17 protein-coding genes and 1 pseudogene are annotated in these 19843 nt (G+C 65.9%); 12 read left to right on the forward strand and 6 right to left on the reverse strand.

Going from position 1 to position 19843, the window contains the following annotated elements; all coding sequences use genetic code 11:
- Positions 1-124 precede the first annotated feature (124 nt).
- From urtB to pyk, 8 genes and pseudogenes are all read left to right on the forward strand, one after another.
- Complete coding sequence (gene urtB, locus ACFQE0_RS15360; RefSeq protein WP_378971118.1) at positions 125-1051, forward strand: urea ABC transporter permease subunit UrtB; 927 nt, start codon at positions 125-127, stop codon at positions 1049-1051.
- Between the two features lie 13 nt (positions 1052-1064).
- Positions 1065-2249 carry an urea ABC transporter permease subunit UrtC gene (urtC, locus tag ACFQE0_RS15365; RefSeq protein WP_378971120.1) on the forward strand — a complete coding sequence of 395 codons (1185 nt, stop codon included), beginning with the start codon at positions 1065-1067 and terminating at the stop codon, positions 2247-2249.
- 8 nt (positions 2250-2257) lie between these two features.
- Positions 2258-3043: an urea ABC transporter ATP-binding protein UrtD gene (gene urtD / locus ACFQE0_RS15370; protein WP_378971122.1), complete on the forward strand. Its 786-nt coding sequence runs from the start codon at positions 2258-2260 to the stop codon at positions 3041-3043.
- A gap of 8 nt (positions 3044-3051) precedes the next feature.
- Positions 3052-3797 (forward strand): annotated as a pseudogene (gene urtE, locus ACFQE0_RS15375) (urea ABC transporter ATP-binding subunit UrtE).
- Between the two features lie 48 nt (positions 3798-3845).
- Entirely contained in the window at positions 3846-5075 is a 1230-nt protein-coding gene (gene fmdA, locus ACFQE0_RS15380) for a formamidase (protein ID WP_378971124.1), read from the forward strand.
- 1 nt (position 5076) lies between these two features.
- Positions 5077-5397, forward strand: coding sequence for an FmdB family zinc ribbon protein (locus ACFQE0_RS15385; RefSeq protein ID WP_378971126.1), 321 nt, complete (start codon positions 5077-5079; stop codon positions 5395-5397).
- 109 nt (positions 5398-5506) lie between these two features.
- The gene (locus tag ACFQE0_RS15390) at positions 5507-6556 is read left to right on the forward strand and encodes an aliphatic amidase (RefSeq protein WP_378971128.1); all 1050 of its coding nucleotides are present in this window, start codon (positions 5507-5509) and stop codon (positions 6554-6556) included.
- 161 nt (positions 6557-6717) lie between these two features.
- Positions 6718-8148 carry a pyruvate kinase gene (pyk, locus tag ACFQE0_RS15395; protein ID WP_378971130.1) on the forward strand — a complete coding sequence of 477 codons (1431 nt, stop codon included), beginning with the start codon at positions 6718-6720 and terminating at the stop codon, positions 8146-8148.
- Here pyk and ACFQE0_RS15400 read toward each other — a convergent pair.
- From ACFQE0_RS15400 to ACFQE0_RS15415, 4 genes are all read right to left on the reverse strand, one after another.
- The gene (locus tag ACFQE0_RS15400; protein ID WP_378971132.1) at positions 8145-9485 is read right to left on the reverse strand and encodes an MFS transporter; all 1341 of its coding nucleotides are present in this window, start codon (positions 9483-9485) and stop codon (positions 8145-8147) included. The genes pyk and ACFQE0_RS15400 overlap by 4 nt on opposite strands.
- Positions 9486-9500: 15 nt before the next feature.
- A complete protein-coding gene (locus tag ACFQE0_RS15405; RefSeq protein WP_378971134.1) occupies positions 9501-10397 on the reverse strand; it encodes an amidohydrolase family protein in 897 nt (298 codons plus the stop codon).
- Positions 10394-11620: an MFS transporter gene (locus ACFQE0_RS15410; RefSeq protein WP_378971137.1), complete on the reverse strand. Its 1227-nt coding sequence runs from the start codon at positions 11618-11620 to the stop codon at positions 10394-10396. Before ACFQE0_RS15410 ends, ACFQE0_RS15405 begins: the two co-directional genes overlap by 4 nt.
- Before the next feature lie 89 nt (positions 11621-11709).
- A complete protein-coding gene (locus ACFQE0_RS15415) occupies positions 11710-12450 on the reverse strand; it encodes a GntR family transcriptional regulator (RefSeq protein ID WP_378971139.1) in 741 nt (246 codons plus the stop codon).
- Between the two features lie 136 nt (positions 12451-12586).
- On the opposite strand from ACFQE0_RS15415, the gene ACFQE0_RS15420 reads away from it, so the two are divergent.
- Complete coding sequence (locus ACFQE0_RS15420; RefSeq protein WP_378971141.1) at positions 12587-13027, forward strand: hypothetical protein; 441 nt, start codon at positions 12587-12589, stop codon at positions 13025-13027.
- Between the two features lie 117 nt (positions 13028-13144).
- Positions 13145-15295: a molybdopterin-containing oxidoreductase family protein gene (locus ACFQE0_RS15425; protein ID WP_378971143.1), complete on the forward strand. Its 2151-nt coding sequence runs from the start codon at positions 13145-13147 to the stop codon at positions 15293-15295.
- Between the two features lie 39 nt (positions 15296-15334).
- On the opposite strand, the gene ACFQE0_RS15430 is transcribed toward ACFQE0_RS15425, so the two are convergent.
- Entirely contained in the window at positions 15335-15610 is a 276-nt protein-coding gene (locus ACFQE0_RS15430) for a CsbD family protein (protein WP_378971145.1), read from the reverse strand.
- A 106-nt stretch (positions 15611-15716) separates the two neighbouring features.
- Positions 15717-16694 carry a sensor histidine kinase gene (locus ACFQE0_RS15435; RefSeq protein ID WP_378971147.1) on the reverse strand — a complete coding sequence of 326 codons (978 nt, stop codon included), beginning with the start codon at positions 16692-16694 and terminating at the stop codon, positions 15717-15719.
- A gap of 240 nt (positions 16695-16934) precedes the next feature.
- Between ACFQE0_RS15435 and ACFQE0_RS15440 the strand changes: the two genes are divergently transcribed.
- Together ACFQE0_RS15440 and ACFQE0_RS15445 are read left to right on the forward strand one after the other, a co-directional pair.
- Positions 16935-18521, forward strand: coding sequence for an ABC transporter substrate-binding protein (locus tag ACFQE0_RS15440; protein ID WP_378971149.1), 1587 nt, complete (start codon positions 16935-16937; stop codon positions 18519-18521).
- A gap of 73 nt (positions 18522-18594) precedes the next feature.
- Positions 18595-19758: an acyl-CoA dehydrogenase family protein gene (locus ACFQE0_RS15445; protein ID WP_378971152.1), complete on the forward strand. Its 1164-nt coding sequence runs from the start codon at positions 18595-18597 to the stop codon at positions 19756-19758.
- Positions 19759-19843 lie beyond the last annotated feature (85 nt).

The following is a 19843-nucleotide window of genomic DNA, read 5'->3' on the forward strand; positions in this document are numbered from 1 at the left end:
CCCCTCCCTGTCGTCATCGCGAGTAACGCGAAGCGATCCAGGGCAGCGGGACATCTCGAGACAGTGTGGTTCCCCAGATTGCTTTGCTCCGCTCGCCATGACGGAGCTTGGGAGACTTCAAAGAATGCTCGGCGATTATTCCCTCGGCGATCTCGGCGCGATCTTCGCCATGCAAGGCTTCGCCGGGCTGATCCTGTTCTCAGTCTACCTTCTGATGGCGCTCGGGCTCGCCATCATCTTCGGCCAGATGGGCGTGATCAACATGGCGCACGGGGAGTTCATGATCCTCGGCGCCTACGTCACCTACCTCTGCTCGAACTTCTTCCAGGCTTACCTGCCGTTCCTTTTCCCGGCCTACTTCTTCGTCGCGATGGGGCTGGCCTTCCTCGCCTCCGGGGCGATGGGGATGCTGGTGGAGTGGAGCCTCATCCGGTTCCTTTACAAGCGCCCGCTCGACACGTTGCTGGCGACCTGGGGCCTGTCGCTGATGATGCAGCAGGCCTATCGCTCGATCTTCGGCGCCCGCGAAGTCGGCGTCGAGCTGCCCTCGTGGCTGATCGGCTCGGTGCAGGTCACCGACACGATCGAGATCCCGATCAACGGCCTGTTCGTGATGGGCGTAACGATCCTGATTACGATCAGTGTCGCGTTGCTGATCTTCCGTTCCCGTTTTGGCCAGCAGGTAAGGGCGGTGATGTCGAACCGCGCCATGGCGGGCGCGGTGGGCATCGATACCGAGAAGGTCGACCGCTATACGTTCGGCCTCGGCTGCGGCATTGCCGGGATCGCCGGTTCGGCCTTCACGATGATCGGCTCCACGGGGCCGACCTCGGGCCAGCTCTACATCGTCGATACGTTCCTGATCGTCGTCTTCGGCGGCGCGGCGAGCCTGCTCGGCACCATCGCCTCGGCCTTCTCGATCTCGCAAACGCAATCGACCCTCGAATTCTTCCTGTCCGGCTCGATGGCCAAGGTGCTCACCCTGCTCGCGGTGGTCGGCATCCTGATGCTGCGGCCGCAGGGCCTGTTCACCCTCAAGGTCCGTCGCTGAGGAGTGTGAGACCATGACGAACCCGGTCCAGACCCTCTCGAAAACGGTCTCCGTCAACGACAACCCGTACATGAAGCCGGTGGAGTGGCTGAGCCTGCTCCTCCTGGCGGGGGTGGTGCTTATTGTCCTGCCGCTGATGCTGGATGGCTTTCGCCTCAACCTCGTCGGCAAGTACCTCACCTACGCCTTCGTCGCGCTCGGCCTCGTCATCTGCTGGGGCTATGCTGGTATCCTGTCACTGGGGCAGGGGGTGTTCTTCGGTCTCGGCGGCTATTGCATGGCGATGTACTTGAAGCTGGAGGCTTCGAGCGTCGAGAATACGAAGATCCAATCCACGCCTGGCATTCCGGACTTCATGGATTGGAACCAGATCACGGCGCTGCCGTGGTTCTGGCAGCCCTTCAAGAGCCTGCCGCTGACGCTGATCCTCGTGGTCGCCGTGCCGGTGCTGTTCGCGATGCTGATCTCCTTCGCGATGTTCAAGCGGCGCGTCGGCGGCACCTACTTCGCCATCATCACCCAGGCCATCGCGGCGATCCTGACGATCCTGATCGTCGGTCAGCAAGGCTATACCGGCGGCATCAACGGCATCACCGACCTGCGCACGCTCCACGGATGGGATATCCGCACCGACAGCGCGAAGTTCATCCTGTACTTCGTCAATGGCGGACTGCTCATCGCCTGCATCCTGGCCGCGCAGTACGTGAAGAAGTCGAAGCTCGGCCGCATCCTCGTGGCGATGCGCGACAAGGAGGACCGGGTGCGGTTCTCCGGCTACTCGGTGGCGGGCTTCAAGGTCTTCGCCTTCTGCCTCGCGGCTGGGTTCGCGGCGATCGGCGGAGCGATGTTCACCCTACAGGTCGGCTTCATGTCCCCCTCGTTCGTCGGCATCGTGCCCTCGATCGAGATGGTGATCTACGCCGCTGTCGGCGGACGCCTGTCCCTGTTCGGTGCGGTGTGGGGAACGCTGCTGGTGAACTGGGCCAAGACCAGCTTCTCCGAGAGCTTCCCCGATCTCTGGCTCTTCGGCCTCGGCGCCCTTTTCATCGCCGTCGTGCTCGCCTTCCCGAACGGCCTCGCCGGCATCTGGCGCGAGCAGATCGAGCCGCGCCTCACCCGCCGGGTGAAGGGCCTGCGGCCCCCTGCGCCGACCATGCCTTCGCCCCAGAAGACGCCCGTTGGCGCCCCGGCCGAGTGAGGACCCCCATGAACGCCGCGATCCTCTCCTCCCCCGTCGTCGGCGCCGAGGCCGCGCCGCTGGATTATCTTCTCGCCGTCGAGGCGCTGACGGTTTCCTTCGATGGGTTCAAGGCGGTGAACGACGTGTCGTTCTACGTCGACCCGGATGAGATCCGGGTGATCATCGGCCCGAACGGCGCGGGCAAGACGACCGTGCTCGACCTCATCTGCGGACGCACCAGGGCCAGTGGCGGGTCGATCCGCTACAAGGGCCAGGAACTCACCAAGCTCTCCGAAAGCGCCATCGTCCAGGCGGGCGTCGGCCGGAAGTTCCAGAACCCGTCGATCTACGACGATCTGACGGTGTTCGAGAATCTGGAAATCTCGTTCCCACGCGGCCGATCTGTCTTCGGGGCCTTGACCTTCAAGCGCGACGCCGAAGTCCGCGACCGCATTCACGAAATCGCCGAGACGATCTTCCTCAAGGATCAGTTGAGCGAGCGTGCCGAGTTCCTGAGCCACGGCCAAAAGCAATGGCTCGAGATCGGCATGTTGCTGATCCAGGACCCGGAACTGTTGATGCTCGATGAGCCGGTCGCCGGGATGAGCGTCGGCGAGCGTATCAAGACGGCCGAATTGCTCAACCAGATCATCAAGGGCCGCTCGGTTCTGGTGATCGAGCACGACATGAAGTTCGTCGAGGACATCGCCCACCGGGTCACGGTGCTCCATCAGGGCAAGGTGCTCTCCGAAGGGTCGATGGATCGGGTCAAGAACGACCCGAAGGTCATCGAAGTCTATCTCGGCCATTGAGGATCGCGATGCTCCAGACCACGCCCCTCATGCCGTCTCCCGGCATCGCCCCCGCTGCCATGCCCGCCCTCGCCGTGGAAGACCTCCACGCCGCCTACGGCCAGAGCGAAGTCCTGCACGGACTGAGCTTCTCGGTCGCGCCCGGCGAGATTGTCGCCGTGATGGGCCGCAACGGCATGGGCAAGACAACGCTCATGAAGACGCTGATGGGCCTCGTGCCAGTGAAATCCGGGTCCATCCGGGTCGAGGGCGAGGGCGTCGGCGGGCTGAAGAGCCATCTGCGGGTGGCCAAGGGCCTCGCCTACGTACCGCAGGGCCGGATGATCTTCTCGACCATGACGGTGCAGGAGAACATCGAAACCGGGCTGACGGTCACGGGTACCCGCAAGGTACCGCCGGACCTCTACGCCATGTTCCCGGTGCTTCAGGAGATGAGGGCCGACGCGGCGGCAACCTCTCCGGCGGACAGCAGCAGCAACTCGCCATCGCCCGGGCGCTCGCGAGCCGACCGAAGGTGCTGCTCCTCGATGAGCCGACAGAGGGCATCCAGCCCTCGATCATCCGCGAGATGGGCCGGACCCTGAAGCAGATCCGCGACGAGCGCGGCCTGTCCATCGTCGTGTCCGAGCAGGTGCTGAGCTTCGCCCTCGATGTCGCCGACCGGGTGATCGTGCTGGAGAACGGCGCGATCGTCCACGAGGCCCCGCGAGACGGCATCGATGAGGCGGCTGTCGCTCGCTTCCTGTCGGTCTGAGCCGCCCCCCTTTTCACCAAGACCAGCGCACAAGGGAGAGCTGAAACAATGCCCGAGACGCTCATCAAGGTCGATCTCACCCAGTCGGCCTACGAGAACGACATGGTGCACAACCGGTGGCACCCGGACATCCCGATGGTCGCCTACGTGAAGCCGGGCGCGGACTTCATCGTCGAGACCTATGACTGGACCGGCGGCTTCATCAAGAACAACGATTCCGCCGACGACGTGCGCGATATCGACCTGTCGATCGTCCACTTCCTGTCCGGCCCGATCGGCGTCGAGGGGGCCGAGCCCGGCGATCTGCTGGTGGTGGATCTCCTGGATATCGGCGCCAAGCCCGAGAGCCAGTGGGGGTTTAACGGGTTCTTTTCGAAGAAGAACGGCGGCGGCTTCCTCACCGAGCATTTCCCGCAGGCTCAGAAGTCGATCTGGGACTTCGAGGGGATGTTCACCAAGTCCCGCCACGTACCCGGCGTGCGCTTTCCCGGCCTGATCCATCCCGGCCTGATCGGCTGCCTGCCGGATCCCAAGCTGCTCTCAACCTGGAACGAGCGCGAAATCGCCTTCGTCAACACCGACCCGGACCGCGTGCCCGCCCTCGGCACCGTCCCGTTCGGGCCCACGGCCCATATGGGCCGCCTGAAGGGCGACGCGCGGGACAAGGCCGCCGGCGAAGGCGCCCGCACCGTGCCGCCCCGCGAGCATGGCGGCAATTGTGACATCAAGGATCTGTCGCGCGGCTCTAAGATCTACTTCCCGGTCTACGTGCCCGGTGCCGGTCTCTCCATGGGCGACCTGCACTTCAGCCAGGGCGACGGCGAGATTACCTTCTGCGGCGCCATCGAGATGGCGGGCTGGGTGCATCTCAAAGTCGACATCATCAAGGACGGCATGGCGAAGTACGGGATCAAGAACCCGATCTTCAAACCCTCGCCCATCACCCCGCAATACGACGATTACCTGATCTTCGAAGGCATCTCTGTCGATGAGTGGGGCAAGCAGCACTATCTCGACGTGCACGTCGCGTATCGCCAAGCCTGCCTCAATGCCATCGAATACCTGAAGAAGTTTGGCTATTCCGGCGCGCAGGCCTACTCGATCCTCGGCACGGCGCCGGTCCAGGGGCATATTTCGGGTGTCGTCGACATCCCGAATGCCTGCGCCACGCTCTGGATTCCGACCAAGATCTTCGACTTCGACATCAATCCCACCGCCGCCGGGCCGACGAAGTTCCTCGACGGCTCGATTCAGATGCCGCTTTCGCCGGACCTCTGACATGCCGGTCTACGATTATGCCTGCGAGGCCTGCGGGCCCTTCACGGTCATGCGGCCGATGGCGGAGTTCCGCGAGCCGCATGCCTGCCCGGATTGCGGGGAGGCGAGCCCACGGGCCTTCCTCACCGCGCCGCGCATCGGCGGCATGGATGCGGGGTTGAAGGCGGCGCACGCCACCAACGAGCGCAGCCGCCATGCTCCCCGGCGCTCAGGCGCCCACGGGGCCGGATGCGGCTGCTGCGCGCCGAAGAAGAGCAAGGCGACGGCTCCGGCCGCCGCCAAGAGCTTCCCCAGCGCGCGGCCCTGGATGATCAGCCACTGACCGATCCACCGTCATGGCTGATCCTATGCAGTCATGACGGTTGGACTTCCAAAGCTCGCACCAAGTCCCCCGAGAGACGAACAATCGCCGCGGAAGAGGAGATCACGCCATGATGCACGGGGACATCTCGTCCAGCCAGGACAGCGTCGGTGTGGCCGTCGTGAACTACAAGATGCCGCGGTTGCACACCCACGCCGAGGTTCTGGAGAACGCCAAGGCGATCGGCAAAATGATCGTCGGCATGAAGGCCGGCCTGCCGGGCCTCGATCTCGTGATCTTCCCCGAATACTCCACGCACGGCATCATGTACGACGCCGCAGAGATGTACGAGACCGCCTCGAGCATCCCCGGCGCGGAGACGGACGTCTTCGCCGCCGCCTGCCGCGAGGCGAAGGTCTGGGGCGTATTCTCCCTCACCGGCGAGCGCCACGAGGAGCACCCGCACAAGGCCCCCTACAACACCTTGATCCTGATGAACGATCAGGGCGAGATCGTACAGAAGTACCGGAAGATCATGCCCTGGACGCCGATCGAGGGCTGGTATCCGGGGGACCGGACCTACGTCTCGGACGGGCCGAAGGGCCTGAAGATCAGCCTCATCATCTGCGATGACGGCAATTATCCCGAGATCTGGCGCGATTGCGCCATGCGCGGCGCCGAGCTCATCATCCGCTGCCAGGGATACATGTATCCGGCCAAGGAACAGCAGATCGTCATCTCGAAGGCGATGGCATTCGCCAACAACACTTATGTCGCGGTGGCGAACGCAGCCGGGTTCGACGGCGTGTACACCTATTTCGGCCACTCGGCGATCATCGGCTTCGATGGGCGAACGCTCGGTGAATGCGGCGAGGAGGAGATGGGCATTCAGTATGCCGCCCTCTCGAAGTTCCTGATTCGCGATTTTCGCGCCCACGGCCAATCGGAGAACCACCTCTTCAAGCTGCTGCACCGGGGCTATACCGGCATGATCAACTCGAAGGAGAACCGGCACGGCCTGTCGGAATGCCCTTACGAGTTCTACCGCCGCTGGATCGAAAACCCGGACGCCACGCGCGATGCCGTGCGCGCCATCACCCGCCAAAGCGTGGGGACGGAGGAATGCCCGATCGAAGGCATCCCCTTCGTGGGCAAGGGCGAGGGTCCACCAAGCCCCTGACGGGTCACTCCACGGAGCGGGAGCGCTGAAACGGGCAGGCTGGATTCCCTGAGGCGCCGGGCGGTGGCATCATCGCCCGGTCGAATCCTCCCCGGCGCGGGCGCTGGCCCCGCGTTTCCCGCACCCGATCCCAGAGGCGGCCAGACGAGGCCGAGCGAGCCATGCGCCGACACCGCTACGCCAAGATCGTCGCCACCGTCGGTCCCGCGAGCAACACCCCGGAGATGCTGAAGGCCCTGTTCCTGGCCGGGGTCGATACGTTCCGGCTCAATTTCAGCCACGGCACGCATGACGACCATGCCAAGGTCCATGCGGCCATTCGCGCCCTCGAACGCGAGGTCGGGCGGCCCATCGGCATCCTTCAGGACCTCCAAGGGCCGAAGATCCGCATCGGCACCCTGCGCGACGGGCGGCTCGACCTCGTGGCGGGCGAGCGGGTGCGCTTCGTCCTCGACGGGGCCGAGGGTGACAAGGACACCATTCCCCTGCGCCATCCCGAGATCTTCGCCGCCGTAATTCCCGGGCAGGATCTGCTCATCGATGACGGCCGCGTGCGGGTGCGGGTGGTCGGCATCGAGACCGATTCCATCGAGGCCGAGGTGATCACAGCGGGCGTCATCTCGAACCGGAAGGGCGTGAACCTGCCGGGCACGCTGCTCGACCTGTCGCCGCTCACGCCCAAGGACCGGGCCGACCTCGCCTTCGGCCTCGAACTCGGTGTCGATTGGGTGGCGCTGTCCTTCGTGCAGAAGCCTTCGGACGTCATCGAGGCGCGCGGTCTCATCGGCGAGCGCGCCGGGATCATGACCAAGGTCGAGAAGCCCCAGGCCCTGGAGCGGATCGACGACATCATCCGGCTTTCGGACGCGGTGATGGTGGCGCGCGGCGATCTCGGCGTCGAAATCCCGCACGAGGACGTGCCCGGCCGTCAGAAGGAGTTGATCCGCGCCTGCCGCCTCGCGGTGAAGCCCGTTGTGGTGGCGACGCAGATGCTCGATTCCATGGTCAATGCCCCCGCGCCGACCCGCGCCGAGGCCTCGGACGTGGCCACTGCCATCTATGACGGCGCCGATGCCGTCATGCTCTCGGCCGAGTCGGCGGCCGGGCGGTATCCCGCCGAGGCGGTGGCGATGATGGACCGCATCATCCGCTCGGTGGAGCGGCACAAGCTCTACCACTCGATCATCGCGGCCTCGGAGCCGGGAGAGGAGGAGACCCCGCCTCACGCCGTCGCGACGGCGACCGCGACGCTGGCGGAGGCGATCCACGCGGCCGCCATCGTCGCCTATACCGCGAGCGGCACCACGGCCGCCCGCGTCGCGCGCAAGCGCCCCGCCGTGCCGATCCTGGCGCTGACGCCGGATCTCAACACCTCACGCCGCCTCACTCTGCTCTGGGGTGCCCACTCTGTGCATACCGGCGACGTCGACTCCTACGAGGAGATGACGGCCGATGCCTGCCGTCACGCGCAGGACGAGGGGTTTGCCAAGCCCCACGACATCATCGTCACGGCCGCCGGCATCCCGTTCCACACCACGGGCAACACCAACAACATCCGCCTCATCCAGATCGAGCCTGCATCGGGCGGTTAGGCCGCCGAGGCGGTGGGGCTGGCGGCCATCGTCTTCGTGCGGCGATGGCCGATCCAGAACACCAGGGCGGAGCCGATGCCGGTGAGGGCGCAGAGCGGTAGCAGCGCAACCGGGAAGCTGCCCGTCTGCTCACGCAGAAGGCCGATCAGAGATGTGATCGCCCCCGTGCCGAGATGCGCCAGGGTGTTGATCGCCGCGATGCCCGCCGCCGTCTGGGCAGGAGGCAAGGTCTCCGTCGCGAGGGCGAAGAACGGCCCCTTGATCGCATAATTGCCGAGCAGCACCAGCGACAGCAGCACGAGGGTCAAGGCGAGCGAGCCGGTCGTCAGCGTCAGGGCGAAGCTGATGCAGGTCAGCGCCAGCGGCAGGGCGGTGCTCCAGATACGTTCGCCGCTTCGGTCGGCGCGCAGGCCCCAGACGATCATGAACACCGAGGCGATCCCGAACGGGATCATGTTCAGAAGGCCCGTCTCCATCTCGCTGAGGCCGAAGCCCTTCAGGATCTGCGGCATCCACAGGGACAGGGTGTTGCTGGTGGCCGAACTGCCCGCATAGATCACGGCGAGCAACCACACCTGCCCGTTCCGCAGCACGGAGCCGACGGCGGCGAGGCCATGCGGCTGGTGGCCCGATCCGGCCTCGGCGGCCCGGCGCTCGGCATCGAGCTTGGTCGAGAGCCAAGTCCGCTCCTCGGGGCTGAGGAACTTCGCTTCCGACGGGCGGCTGGGGAGCAGGGCGAGAGCGCCGAGGCCGAGCAGAACCGCCGGGATCGCCTCCATGATCAGGAGCCATTGCCACCCGCGCAATCCGCCCATCCCGTCGAGCTTGAGAAGGGCAGCCGAGAGCGGCGAGCCGAAGAAGCTCGAGAGCGGGATCGCGACCATGAACATCGCCACGATGCGCGCCCGGTAGGCCTTGGGGAACCAATAGGTCAGATAGAGGATCACGCCGGGGAAAAATCCGGCCTCTGCCGCGCCTAGCAGGAAACGAGCGATCGAGAAGCTTACCGCCCCTGTCACGAAGGCGGAGCCGATGCCGACGAGGCCCCACGTGATCATGATCCGCGCAATCCAGATTCGCGCGCCGACCCGTTCCATGGCGAGGTTGCTCGGCACTTCGAACAGCACGTAGGCCACGAAGAACAGGCCGCCGCCGAGTCCGAAGGCGGCGGTGGAAAGGCCGAGATCGCGGTTCATCGTCAACGCCGCGAAGCCGACATTCACGCGGTCGACATAGGCGATGAAGTAGCAGAGCACGAGGAACGGGATGAGGCGCAGGCCGACCTTGCGCATCGTCCGGCTCTCGAACGCCGCGTCGGGCGTGGGCGTCGGGGCCATGTTCGTCTCCTCAAGTCAGGCGTCGAAGCGGAAGAGGGCGGCGGGCGTCTGCCCGAGGACGATGGCCCGCTCGGCCTCGTCCGGCACCCAGGTGGAAAGGTCGGCCAGCGCCTGTGCCGGGTTCACTTTCGTCTCGAATTGCGTGTGCGGCCAGTCGCTGCCCCAGACGAGGCGCTTCGCACCGAAGGCGGCGCGGAGGCATCCCGCTGCCTCGCGGGCCGTACGTTGGCCGTCCTCGCCACTGCCGATCCGGTAAGCGCCGGACAGCTTCACCCAGACATGCCCCCCCGGCCCGAAAGACAGGAGTTGCGCGAAGCCGGGATCCGACAGGCCCTGTTTCGGATCGATGCGGCCGAAATGATCGACCACGACAGGCACGCCCGCCTCGATCAGCGGCGGCAGCAGCGTTTGCAGGCGATGCGCCTCGGCCTGGACCTCGATCTGCCAGCCGAGGGCCTTCACCCGCGCGAGATGGGTCTGCCAAGCCGGGCTCGCGAAGGCCGGATCGGGCTTGCCGATGAGATTGAGGCGCAGGCCCACGACACCCGCCCCGGCGAGGTCGCGCATCGTGCTTTCGTCGGCCTCGGGCGCCAACACGGCGATGCCACGCAACCGCTTAGGGTTCTGGCGCAGGGCCGAGACCATGTAGCTGTTGTCCGTGCCGAGGAAGCTCGGCTGGATCAGCACGCCGTGGGTCATGCCGTTGTGGTCGAGCATGGCGAGGTAATCGGCAATGCTCGCGTCGTAGGTGGGGGCGTAGCGACGGTCGCCCACAAGAGGCAGGTTGCGGGTGAAGATGTGGGCGTGGGTGTCGATCCGAACTGGCTCACTTCCCGCCGCCCAGCTTCTCAGCGGCAGAGCGAGGGTGAGACTGCCCGCCAGCAGATCGCGGCAGAAGGTGCGCCGGTTCATCGGATCATCCCGGTACGGAGGGGAGGGGTGCCGTCCGGCAGGAGCGCCACGGCGAGGAGGACGAGCCCGTAGGCCGTCAGAGCGGACAGCCCGATGGCCGGGCCGAGGCCGCAGACTTCGCTGAGCAGGCCGACAGTCAGGGGCAGCAGGGCGGAGGCGAGGCGTCCCGCATTGTAGCAAAAGCCCATTCCTGTCCCGCGCAGGCCTGAGGGGTAGAGTTCGCTGAACAGGGCGGCGAGGCTCGCCGGGATGCCGGCGGTGCAGAAGCCGAGCGGCGCGCCGAGCAACAGCAGCGCGGTGCCGTTCACCGGAACCAGCAAGTAGAGCATCACCAGGGCCATGCAGGCGGCGGCGTAGAGCGCCACGGTCCGCCGCCTTCCGAGCCGATCCACGAGTTCGCCCGCGACGAGGCATCCGAGCCCGAAGGCCGCGATGATGATTCCAAGGTAGAGGCCGGATTCCAGGACCGAGGCGCCGCGCTCGGTGTTGAGGTAGGTCGGAAGCCACGTGAACAGGGCGTGGAAGCCGCCATGGGCGCCAAGGCCCATCAGCGTCCCCGCCAAGGTCACTCGGCGCATGGCGGGGGAGAAGATCGCGAGAGGTCCGGCGGCTGCGCCAGGAGCCTCTCGCGGCCGGTTGGGTTCGGGGACGTTTCGGCGGATCACGAGGACCAGAAGGGCAGGGGCGAGGCCGCAGGCGAAGAGCACGCGCCACGCTGCGTCCGGGCTCAGGGCCGAGAAGGCGGCAGTCGAGAGCAGCAAAGCCGTGCCCCAGCCCAGCGCCCAGCCACCCTGGACGGCACCGAGAGCCTTGCCGCGATGCTCGGGCCGGATCGCTTCGGCCATCAGAACAGCACCCGCCGCCCATTCGGCGCCGAAGCCAAGCCCTTGAAGAGCCTTGAGGACGAGTAGTTGGGAAAAGCTTTGAGCGAAGGCTGCGAGGAAGGTGAAGATCGCGAACCACAGGATGGTGACCTGTAGCGCCTGGACACGCCCGGCCCGGTCCGCGAGCACGCCGCCGATCCACCCACCGACCGCCGCCGACACCAGGGTGACGGCACCGATCAATCCGGCATCCGTGCGGCTCAGGCCGAAGGTCGCGATAAGGGCGGGGATCGCGAGGCTGAAGAGCTGCACGTCCAGCGCGTCGAGCGACCACCCGCCCAGACAGGACCAGAATGTGCGGCGCTCAGCCGGACCGATCACGCGGTACCAGCTAAACAAGGGCTTCCTCCGTCCCCTTTGAGAGGACTAGTCATTTATATGAATAGATGAACACGAAGGGCAGAGCGCGTCAAGTCCAGCCGGGCAGGTCAGCGGATTTCGACGCGATACCGGAAGTCGGTCGCCGCGCCGCGCGTGAGGCGCCACTCGATCGGGCGGTTGTCGAACCCGAAGGCGAGGCGGTCGATCACCACCACCGGAGCACCCTCGGGAATGCCGAGCGCGTTGCTATCGCTGGCCTGCGCGGCCCCCACCGTCAGTGTCTCCTCCGCGCGGGCGACGATCTCGCCACAGAGGCGCTCATAGGCGGGATAGAGCAGATCGCCGATCTCCGGGAGCGGCACACTCAACAGTGGCGCGAACCGCGTTGCCGGAAGCCAGATCTCCTCCGAGAGGATCGGCCGACCGTCGAGCAGCCGGGTGCGTGAGAGGTAGATCGCCTTGGCGTTGGCTTCCAGACCGAGGACATCGCGGACATGAGCAGGTGCTCGCCGGGCCTTGCGATCGAGGATGCGCCCTTCCGGCACGGCCTGCGTGCCGTCCGGCCCCAGATGCCGGAAAAACCGGAACAGGGAGCGGTCAAAACGCGGGCGCCGCACGAAGGTCCCGCGCCCCTGCTGACGCTCGACGAGGCCATCCGCTACGAGCAGGTCGATCGCCTTCCGTACCGTGCCGACGGCGACGCCGTGGCTCGCCGCCAATTCCGCCTCGGTCGGAATCGGCTCGCCCGAGCGCCAGACATTGCGCGCGATCTGGTGGGCGATCTGATCGCGAAGGCGCTGATACAGCGGAAGACGGAGGTCGGGCTGCGGCACGGCGGCAAGAGTCATGTGAATGACTGTATGAGAAGGCCGGGGCTCCGCCAATGGGGCAGGTGCGGCAATCCCAGCCTCTGCGAGCCTGTGGACAGGGCTGGCCGACGGAGCGCACTATTCTCCGTCATCAGTTCTCGCCGGGGAGAGAATCATGGCTCTCGCGGACAGACATGCGCGGATGTTTCGGCGCGACCTCGCGGTCGAAGCCACCCCCGCACTTGGCACCACGCGAATTTGGCTCGTCGGGCTGACATCGCTGGCGCTTCTCGTGGCCGGTGCGGCGGCGCTGAGGCCTCCCGCCGCGATTCCGGACGCCGATCTCGCACGGGTCATCCGCTTCATGGCGGCGATGAAGGGCGTCTTCGCGCTGATGGCCTTTGCCGCGAGCTACTGGCGGATCGCAAGGCCTGCCGCCTCCTGGCGCGTCGCCGTCTATGTCACCGCTCCACCCGCGATGGCGGGCGGTGCAGTCGCGCTTTGGTGTTTCGAGAATGCCGGGCTCGCGGCAGCCGGGCTGCATCTTGGCCTCTTCGCGATGCTCGCCGCCGCGCTCACCGACCGCGACTTTCTGCCGGACTTCGTGCGGCGCTAGTGCCCTATCGGGCGCGCATGCGCATTTGGAGTTATTTCAGTTTCAGTGCACTCTTTCCGCGCATCGAGCAGGCCCACGCCAAAACAAGAAGGCCCAACGCTCGGACGCGGAGGAAACATGAACGAGATCGTCAATCCCGAGGCTCTGCTCGAGGGCCGGACAAAGACGTTTTTCGGCGCCTGCCCGCATGATTGCCCCGATACATGCTCAATGCTGTTCGAGGTCGAGGATGGCGAACTGAAGAGCGTGCGCGGCAACCCGGTCCATCCGATGACCCGCGGCGGCCTCTGCGTGAAGTTGAAGGATTACGAGAAGCGCCATTACCATCCCGACCGGCTGCTCTACCCGATGAAGCGGGTCGGCCCGAAGGGCTCGAAGCAGTTCGAGCGCATCACCTGGGATGAGGCGCTGGATACGATCGTTGCGCGCTGGAAGGCGATCATCGACAGTCATGGCCCGCAGGCCATCGTGCCCTACAGCTACCTGGGCAATCAGGGGCTGGTGCACGGGCTGAACGGCGGCGATGCCTTCTTCAACCGCATGGGCGCCACCGTCACCGAGCGCACTTTCTGCGGCGAGGGCTCCTGCACCGCGTGGCTCCTCACAGTCGGCCCCACCGCCGGGCTCGATCCCGAAAGCTACATCCACTCCAAATACATCGTCATCTGGGCCTGTAACTCAGTCAGCACGAACCTGCACCACTGGGCCATCGTGAAGGACGCGCAGAAGAAGGGCGCGAAGGTCGTCGTGATCGACGCCTACGCCTCGCGCACTGCGAAGGCAGCCGACTGGCACATCGCGCCGAAGCCCGGCACGGATGGCGCCCTCGCCATGGCGCTGATCAACTCGATCATCGAACAGGGATTGGTCGATCAGGACTACGTCGACAACTACACGGTCGGCTTCGAGGAGTTGAAGGAGCGTGCCGCCCCGCGCACGCCCGAATGGGCGGCGGGCATTACCGGCGTTTCGGCCGAGGATATCCGCACGCTCGCCCGCGAGATGGCCACGGCTCAGCCGGTCGGCATCCGCATGGGCGTCGCGCTGGAGCGGCATTACGGCGGCGGGCAGACGATCCGCGCCGTCACCTGCATCCCGGCGCTGACCGGCGCGTGGCGCCATGTCGGCGGCGGCGTCACCCAGTTCCCCGTCTGGGAGCACCCCTACAAGTTCGACGTGATGTGCCGCCCGGATCTCATTCCAGAAGGCACCCGCGTCGTGTCGAACCTTCAGATCGGCCGCGCCCTGACCGGCGAGATGAAGCTCGACCCGCCCATCATGTCGATGATGTGCTGGAACTCGAACCCCGTCACGCAGGCTCCCGAAACCGACAAGATCGTCGAGGGGCTGATGCGCGAAGACCTGTTCATGGTCTCGGCCGAGCACTTCATCTCGGACACGGCCTCCTATGCCGACATCCTGCTGCCGGCGGCGATGGGCGCGGAGATGGAGGACATGATCCTGTCCTGGGGTCACCTCTACCTGACCTACAACACGAAATGCGCGGACGCGCCGGGCGAGGCGATTCCCAACAACGACATCTTCCGGCAACTCGCGGCTCGGCTCGGCTTCGAGGAAGAGAACTTCAAGTGGACCGACGCCGAGTGCCTTGAGCATTACGTCGATTGGTCGTCGCCCGCCTGCGAAGGCATCGACCTCGCTTACATGCGCGAGCACGGCTTCGCCCGCCTCAAGGTCGGCACGCCGGACGACCGGGCGCCGCACAGGGAGGGCAACTTCCCGACGCCCACCGGCAAGTGCATGCTCAAGGTCGAAGGCGCCACGAACTTCGTCGCCCCGCCCTTCCGGCAGATGTATGAGGGCTTCCAGCCCGGCGAGGCGCTGGACCCGCTGCCGGATTACGTCGGCGCCCGCGAGTCGCACACGGCCGATCCCGTACTCGCCAAGCGCTATCCGCTCAACATCGTCTCGCCGAAGAGCCACTACTTCCTGAACTCCTGCTACGCGAACATGGAGGACAAGCAGAAGGGGCAGGGTGAGCAGTTCGTGATGATCAGCGCCGAGGATGCACAAGCGCGCGGCATCGTGGACGGGGATCGTGTGCAGGTCGCCAACGGGCGAGGCGCCTTCAAGGGCGTCGCGCGGATCACGGACGACGTGAAGGCCGGCATCGTGGTTGCCACACTGGGCTATTGGCGCCAGCTCAACGAGGGCACGGTGAACAGCATCTCGTCTTCCGCCTTCACCGATATGGGCCACGCGCCGTCCTTCTCGGACAACCTCGTCGAGGTCTCGCGGGCCAACTGAGCGTAAAAGCCCCGGCCGATCCGGCCGGGGCTGCTCGCCTTACTTGTCGATGGCGTTCTCGATCGTGTCCTTGACCTTGCCTCGCTCCTGCTGGGCTTGACCCCGGAGCTTCTGCGCCCGGCCCTCGGCCTTCAGATCCTCGTCTTCCGTGAGGTTGCCGACCCCGCGCTTGGCGCTGCCGACCGCCTCGTTGGCGAGACCCTTCAGCCGGTCGACCGCGCCCGCCGTGGTGGGGGTGTCGTCGGCGAAGGCCGGACCAGTCAGGGTGAGGCCGGTGAGGGCGGCGCGCAAGCCAGCCGTGCGGAGGATACTCATCCCGATTTCTCCGAATTGTGGATGGGCGCGCGGAGATAGCGGCTCGGGCGATGGACGCAATGATGCATTCGCACCGGTTGTGGCGCGGATGGACAGGTCGAGCCGCCTATTTCAGCGGGACCGTCATCTCGAAATGCAGCCCATCGCCGTCGATGGTGCGCTGGAAGCTGCCGCGCAGGCTCCGCTCGATCGTTTGCTTGAGCAGGCGTGAGCCGAAACCCGTCCCCTCGGCCTTCACGGCATCCGGCGCGGCGCTGCCCTCGCTCCATGTCAGCCGCAGGGTGTCGCCCGACACGCTGCCATCGAGTCGAACTGCGCCGCCACCCGAAAGTGCGCCGTACTTCGCGGAGTTGGTGGCGAGCTCGTGGAAGATCATCGCGTAGTCGTTGGTCTTGTCCGAATCGACCGTGACGTCGCTCGCGATGGCGACGGCGATGTTGTCGCCCTGCAGGTAGGGAGCGAGGATCCGCTGTGCGAGATCTTCAAGCCGCACGTGGCCCTGGTCGAGCCTGCGCGAGCGCGTCGCGAGGGTCGTCGCTTCGTGAAGCACGCCGAAGCGGCGGGCGAGGTCGTCGGCGAAGCTCGAGGTCGAATTCGCTTCGCGTGAGACGATCGACGTCAGCGCGCGGGCGACGCTGAACATGTTCGACACCCGGTGCGCCAGCTCGGCGGTGAGCAAGCGCTCGGCTTCCTCGGCGCGCTTGTGCTCGGTCACGTCCATGAAGATGGCCTGGAGCCATTCGCCGACCCGGCCCGCCTCGCCGCCGACGCCCCGGGCCGAAATCCAGCGGGCCTCCGGCCCATGGCCGACACGAAAATCGAAGCTGTAGGGGTTTGGATCGGTGGCGCTGGCCTCCCAATCCTGGACCATGCCGAGCCGGTCCTCGAGGTTCACGCGGGCGAAGAGTTCGTCGATGCCGATGACCGTTTCGTCGGTGCCCCAGAACTCCCGGCACAGGCTGTCGAGCCGCGCGAGGCGGCGAGAAGGCGACCACGCCCAGAGGCCGACCCCGCCGCGATGGATCGTGTCGCTGAAGCTCGCGAGCGTCCATGCCTCGTCGGCCGCTTCGCCCCGCTCGATCATGCCTGACCCGATGTCTCTGCCGGTGGAACGACAGCGTGAGCCATGCTTGGCCCATGGCTGTTCGCTCGACCGGAAATGGACAAGTTTCCTTGGCCTCGCAAGGGGCCGCCCGCGTGCCGACGCCAGGACCGGTGTCGCATCGCGTGAAGCCGCGAGACAACGGCGGGGCAATGCGCTTCGGCTTCGGCGCGCGGACGGTGCCAATGGCCCGGCCCATGCTACGCTCACGCGTCTTCCTTGATGGAGCGAGTGATCGTGCTGAACAGACGACGTTTCATGGCCGCGTCCGGCTCTGTGCTGGCTGCCCCTGCCTTGGCGCAGGGCTCCAACTCGCGGGTGCTCAAGTTCATCCCGCAGGCCGACCTGACGGTGCTCGATCCGATCTGGACGACCGCTTACGTCACCCGCAACCACGGGCTGGCCATCTTCGATACGCTTTACGGCCTCGATGCGAGCTACCGCGCGCAGCCGCAGATGGCGGCGGGCCACGTGACGGAGGACGACGGCAAGACCTGGAAGATCACCCTGCGGCCGGGCCTGAAATTCCACGACGGCACGCCGGTCCTCGCCCGCGACTGCGTGGCGAGCATCGCCCGCTGGGGCAAGCGCGACGCCATGGGCCAGACGCTCATGAGCTACACGGACGAACTCTCCGCGCCCGACGACACCACCATCCAGTTCCGGCTGAAGAAGCCCTTCGTGCTGCTGCCGGATGCGCTGGGCAAGGTCGGCTCGCAGATCTGCGCGATCATGCCCGAGCGGCTGGCCAAGACCGATGCCTTCACGCAGGTGACGGAGATGGTCGGCAGCGGACCGTTCCGATTCAAGGCCGATGAGCGCATCGTCGGCGCCCGCGTCGTCTACGAGAAGTTTGCGGATTACGTCCCGCGCGAGGGCGGCGAGCCGCAATGGACCTCCGGCCCCAAGCGCGCCTACGTCGACCGGGTGGAATGGACGGTGATCCCGGATCAGGCCACCGCCGCCTCCGCCATGCAGACGGGCGAGATGGATTGGTGGGAGCAGCCCCCGGCCGACCTCGTGCCGACCCTGCGCGGCCTGACCACGACGATCAAAGATCCAACCGGGCTCATCGGCACCCTGCGGATGAATCAGTTGCTGCCGCCCTTCGACAATCCGGCGATCCGCCAAGTGCTCCTGAAGGTCATCGACCAAAGTGATTTCATGCAGGCGGTGACGGGCACCGACCCCAAGCTGATGCACGCGCCGGTCGGCTTCTTCTGCCCGAAGCTGCCGATGGCGAGCGATGTCGGCCTGGGCGCGCTGACCTCGAAGCGCGACTTCGAGGCGGCCAAGAAGGAACTCGCGGCCGCGGGCTACAAGGGCGAGAAGATCGTCCTGATGGGCGCCTCCGACTTCCCGACCCTCAAGGCGCTCGCCGACGTCGCCGCCGACACCCTCTCGCGGGCCGGCTTCAACGTCGATTATCAGGTGATGGACTGGGGCACCGTCGTGCAGCGGCGAGCCAAGAAGGAGCCGATCTCGCAGGGTGGCTGGAACGTGTTCTGCACCTTCTGGGCGGGGCTCGATCAAGCCAATCCGGCGGTGAGTTCCTTCCTGCGCGGCAACGGCGCGAACGCCGCCATCGGCTGGCCGACCAGCGAGGGCATCGAAGCCCTGCGGGTGAAATGGCTCGATGCGCCCGACGTCGCTGGGCAGAAGGCGGTCGCCGCCGAGATCCAAAAGCAGGCCTTCGTGGATCTGCCCTACCTGCCACTCGGCCAGTACTTCGTGCAGACGTCGTTCAAGCCCAACATTACCGGCGTCCTCAATGGCGTCCCGGTGTTCTGGAACGTCAAGAAGGGATGAGGCCTGCGGCGTCCCGCCGGGTTTGCTGGCGGGACGCCCTCCCGGTCCTATCTGGACGAAGGGGGGACACGCGATGCAGACGATCGATCACGGCAGCCATGGCGAAATCCGCGATGCGGTGAAGGCGCTCTGCGCGGACTTTCCCGCCGAGTACCACCGCCGGATCGATGAGGCGCGCGGCTACCCCGAAGCGTTCGTTGACGCGCTGACCAAGGCGGGCTGGATGGCCGCGCTCATCCCCGAAGCCTATGGCGGCTCCGGGCTCGGGCTCACTGAAGCCTCCGTCATCATGGAGGAGATCAACCGCTCGGGCGGGAATTCCGGCGCCTGCCACGGACAGATGTACAACATGAACACCCTGGTCCGGCACGGCTCCGAGGAGCAGCGCCGGTACTACCTGCCACGCATTGCGGCAGGCGAGTTGCGCCTGCAATCCATGGGCGTGACCGAGCCGACGGCGGGCACCGACACGACGAAGATCAAGACCATGGCGGTGCGCAAGGGCGACCGCTACGTCATCAACGGCCAAAAGGTCTGGATCTCCCGCGTACAGCATTCTGATCTGATGATTCTGCTCGCGCGGACCACGCCGCTCGATCAGGTGAAGAAGAAATCAGAGGGCATGTCGATCTTCATCGTGGATCTGCACGAAGCGGTGAAGAAGGGCCTGACGGTGCGGCCGATCCTCAACATGGTCAACCATGAGACCAACGAACTGTTCTTCGACGATCTCGAGATCCCGGCCGAGAACCTGATCGGCGAGGAGGGGCAGGGCTTCAAGTACATCATGACCGGGCTCAATGCCGAGCGGGCGCTGATCGCCGCCGAATGCATCGGCGACGGGTACTGGTTCATCGACAAGGTCACGGCCTACACCAAGGATCGCATGGTGTTCGGCCGTCCCATCGGCCAGAATCAGGGCGTACAATTCCCCATCGCCGAGAGCTTTATCGAGATCGAGGCCGCGAACCTGATGCGCTACGAGGCGTGCCGCCTCTACGATGCAGGGGAGCCCTGCGGCGCTCAGGCGAACATGGCCAAATACCTCGCTGCCAAGGCGTCCTGGGAGGCGGCCAATGCCTGCATCCAGTTCCATGGCGGATTCGGTTTTGCCGCCGAATACGATGTCGAGCGCAAGTTCCGTGAGACGCGGCTCTATCAGGTCGCGCCGATCTCCACGAACCTGATCCTCTCCTACGTCGCCGAACATATCCTCGGCTTGCCCCGCTCGTTTTAACCGACACAATCCGATCAATTTACGTAGATCTCCGAGAATCCCGGACGACCCTCGGCACGATGTCTCAAGCTCGCCGACAATCGAG

The organism is Methylobacterium komagatae (genome assembly GCF_042661665.1).
Lineage (GTDB): Bacteria > Pseudomonadota > Alphaproteobacteria > Rhizobiales > Beijerinckiaceae > Methylobacterium > Methylobacterium komagatae.

Bases quoted from the DNA above. Each gene is read 5' to 3' on its own strand.
- urtB (WP_378971118.1), top strand. From the start codon at position 125: ATGCTCGGCGATTATTCCCTCGGCGATCTCGGCGCGATCTTCGCCATG.
- urtC (WP_378971120.1), top strand. From the start codon at position 1,065: ATGACGAACCCGGTCCAGACCCTCTCGAAAACGGTCTCCGTCAACGAC.
- urtD (WP_378971122.1), top strand. From the start codon at position 2,258: ATGAACGCCGCGATCCTCTCCTCCCCCGTCGTCGGCGCCGAGGCCGCG.
- fmdA (WP_378971124.1), top strand. From the start codon at position 3,846: ATGCCCGAGACGCTCATCAAGGTCGATCTCACCCAGTCGGCCTACGAG.
- ACFQE0_RS15385 (WP_378971126.1), top strand. From the start codon at position 5,077: ATGCCGGTCTACGATTATGCCTGCGAGGCCTGCGGGCCCTTCACGGTC.
- ACFQE0_RS15390 (WP_378971128.1), top strand. From the start codon at position 5,507: ATGATGCACGGGGACATCTCGTCCAGCCAGGACAGCGTCGGTGTGGCC.
- pyk (WP_378971130.1), top strand. From the start codon at position 6,718: ATGCGCCGACACCGCTACGCCAAGATCGTCGCCACCGTCGGTCCCGCG.
- ACFQE0_RS15400 (WP_378971132.1), bottom strand. From the start codon at position 9,485: ATGGCCCCGACGCCCACGCCCGACGCGGCGTTCGAGAGCCGGACGATG.
- ACFQE0_RS15405 (WP_378971134.1), bottom strand. From the start codon at position 10,397: ATGAACCGGCGCACCTTCTGCCGCGATCTGCTGGCGGGCAGTCTCACC.
- ACFQE0_RS15415 (WP_378971139.1), bottom strand. From the start codon at position 12,450: ATGACTCTTGCCGCCGTGCCGCAGCCCGACCTCCGTCTTCCGCTGTAT.
- ACFQE0_RS15420 (WP_378971141.1), top strand. From the start codon at position 12,587: ATGGCTCTCGCGGACAGACATGCGCGGATGTTTCGGCGCGACCTCGCG.
- ACFQE0_RS15425 (WP_378971143.1), top strand. From the start codon at position 13,145: ATGAACGAGATCGTCAATCCCGAGGCTCTGCTCGAGGGCCGGACAAAG.
- ACFQE0_RS15430 (WP_378971145.1), bottom strand. From the start codon at position 15,610: ATGAGTATCCTCCGCACGGCTGGCTTGCGCGCCGCCCTCACCGGCCTC.
- ACFQE0_RS15435 (WP_378971147.1), bottom strand. From the start codon at position 16,694: ATGATCGAGCGGGGCGAAGCGGCCGACGAGGCATGGACGCTCGCGAGC.
- ACFQE0_RS15440 (WP_378971149.1), top strand. From the start codon at position 16,935: ATGGAGCGAGTGATCGTGCTGAACAGACGACGTTTCATGGCCGCGTCC.
- ACFQE0_RS15445 (WP_378971152.1), top strand. From the start codon at position 18,595: ATGCAGACGATCGATCACGGCAGCCATGGCGAAATCCGCGATGCGGTG.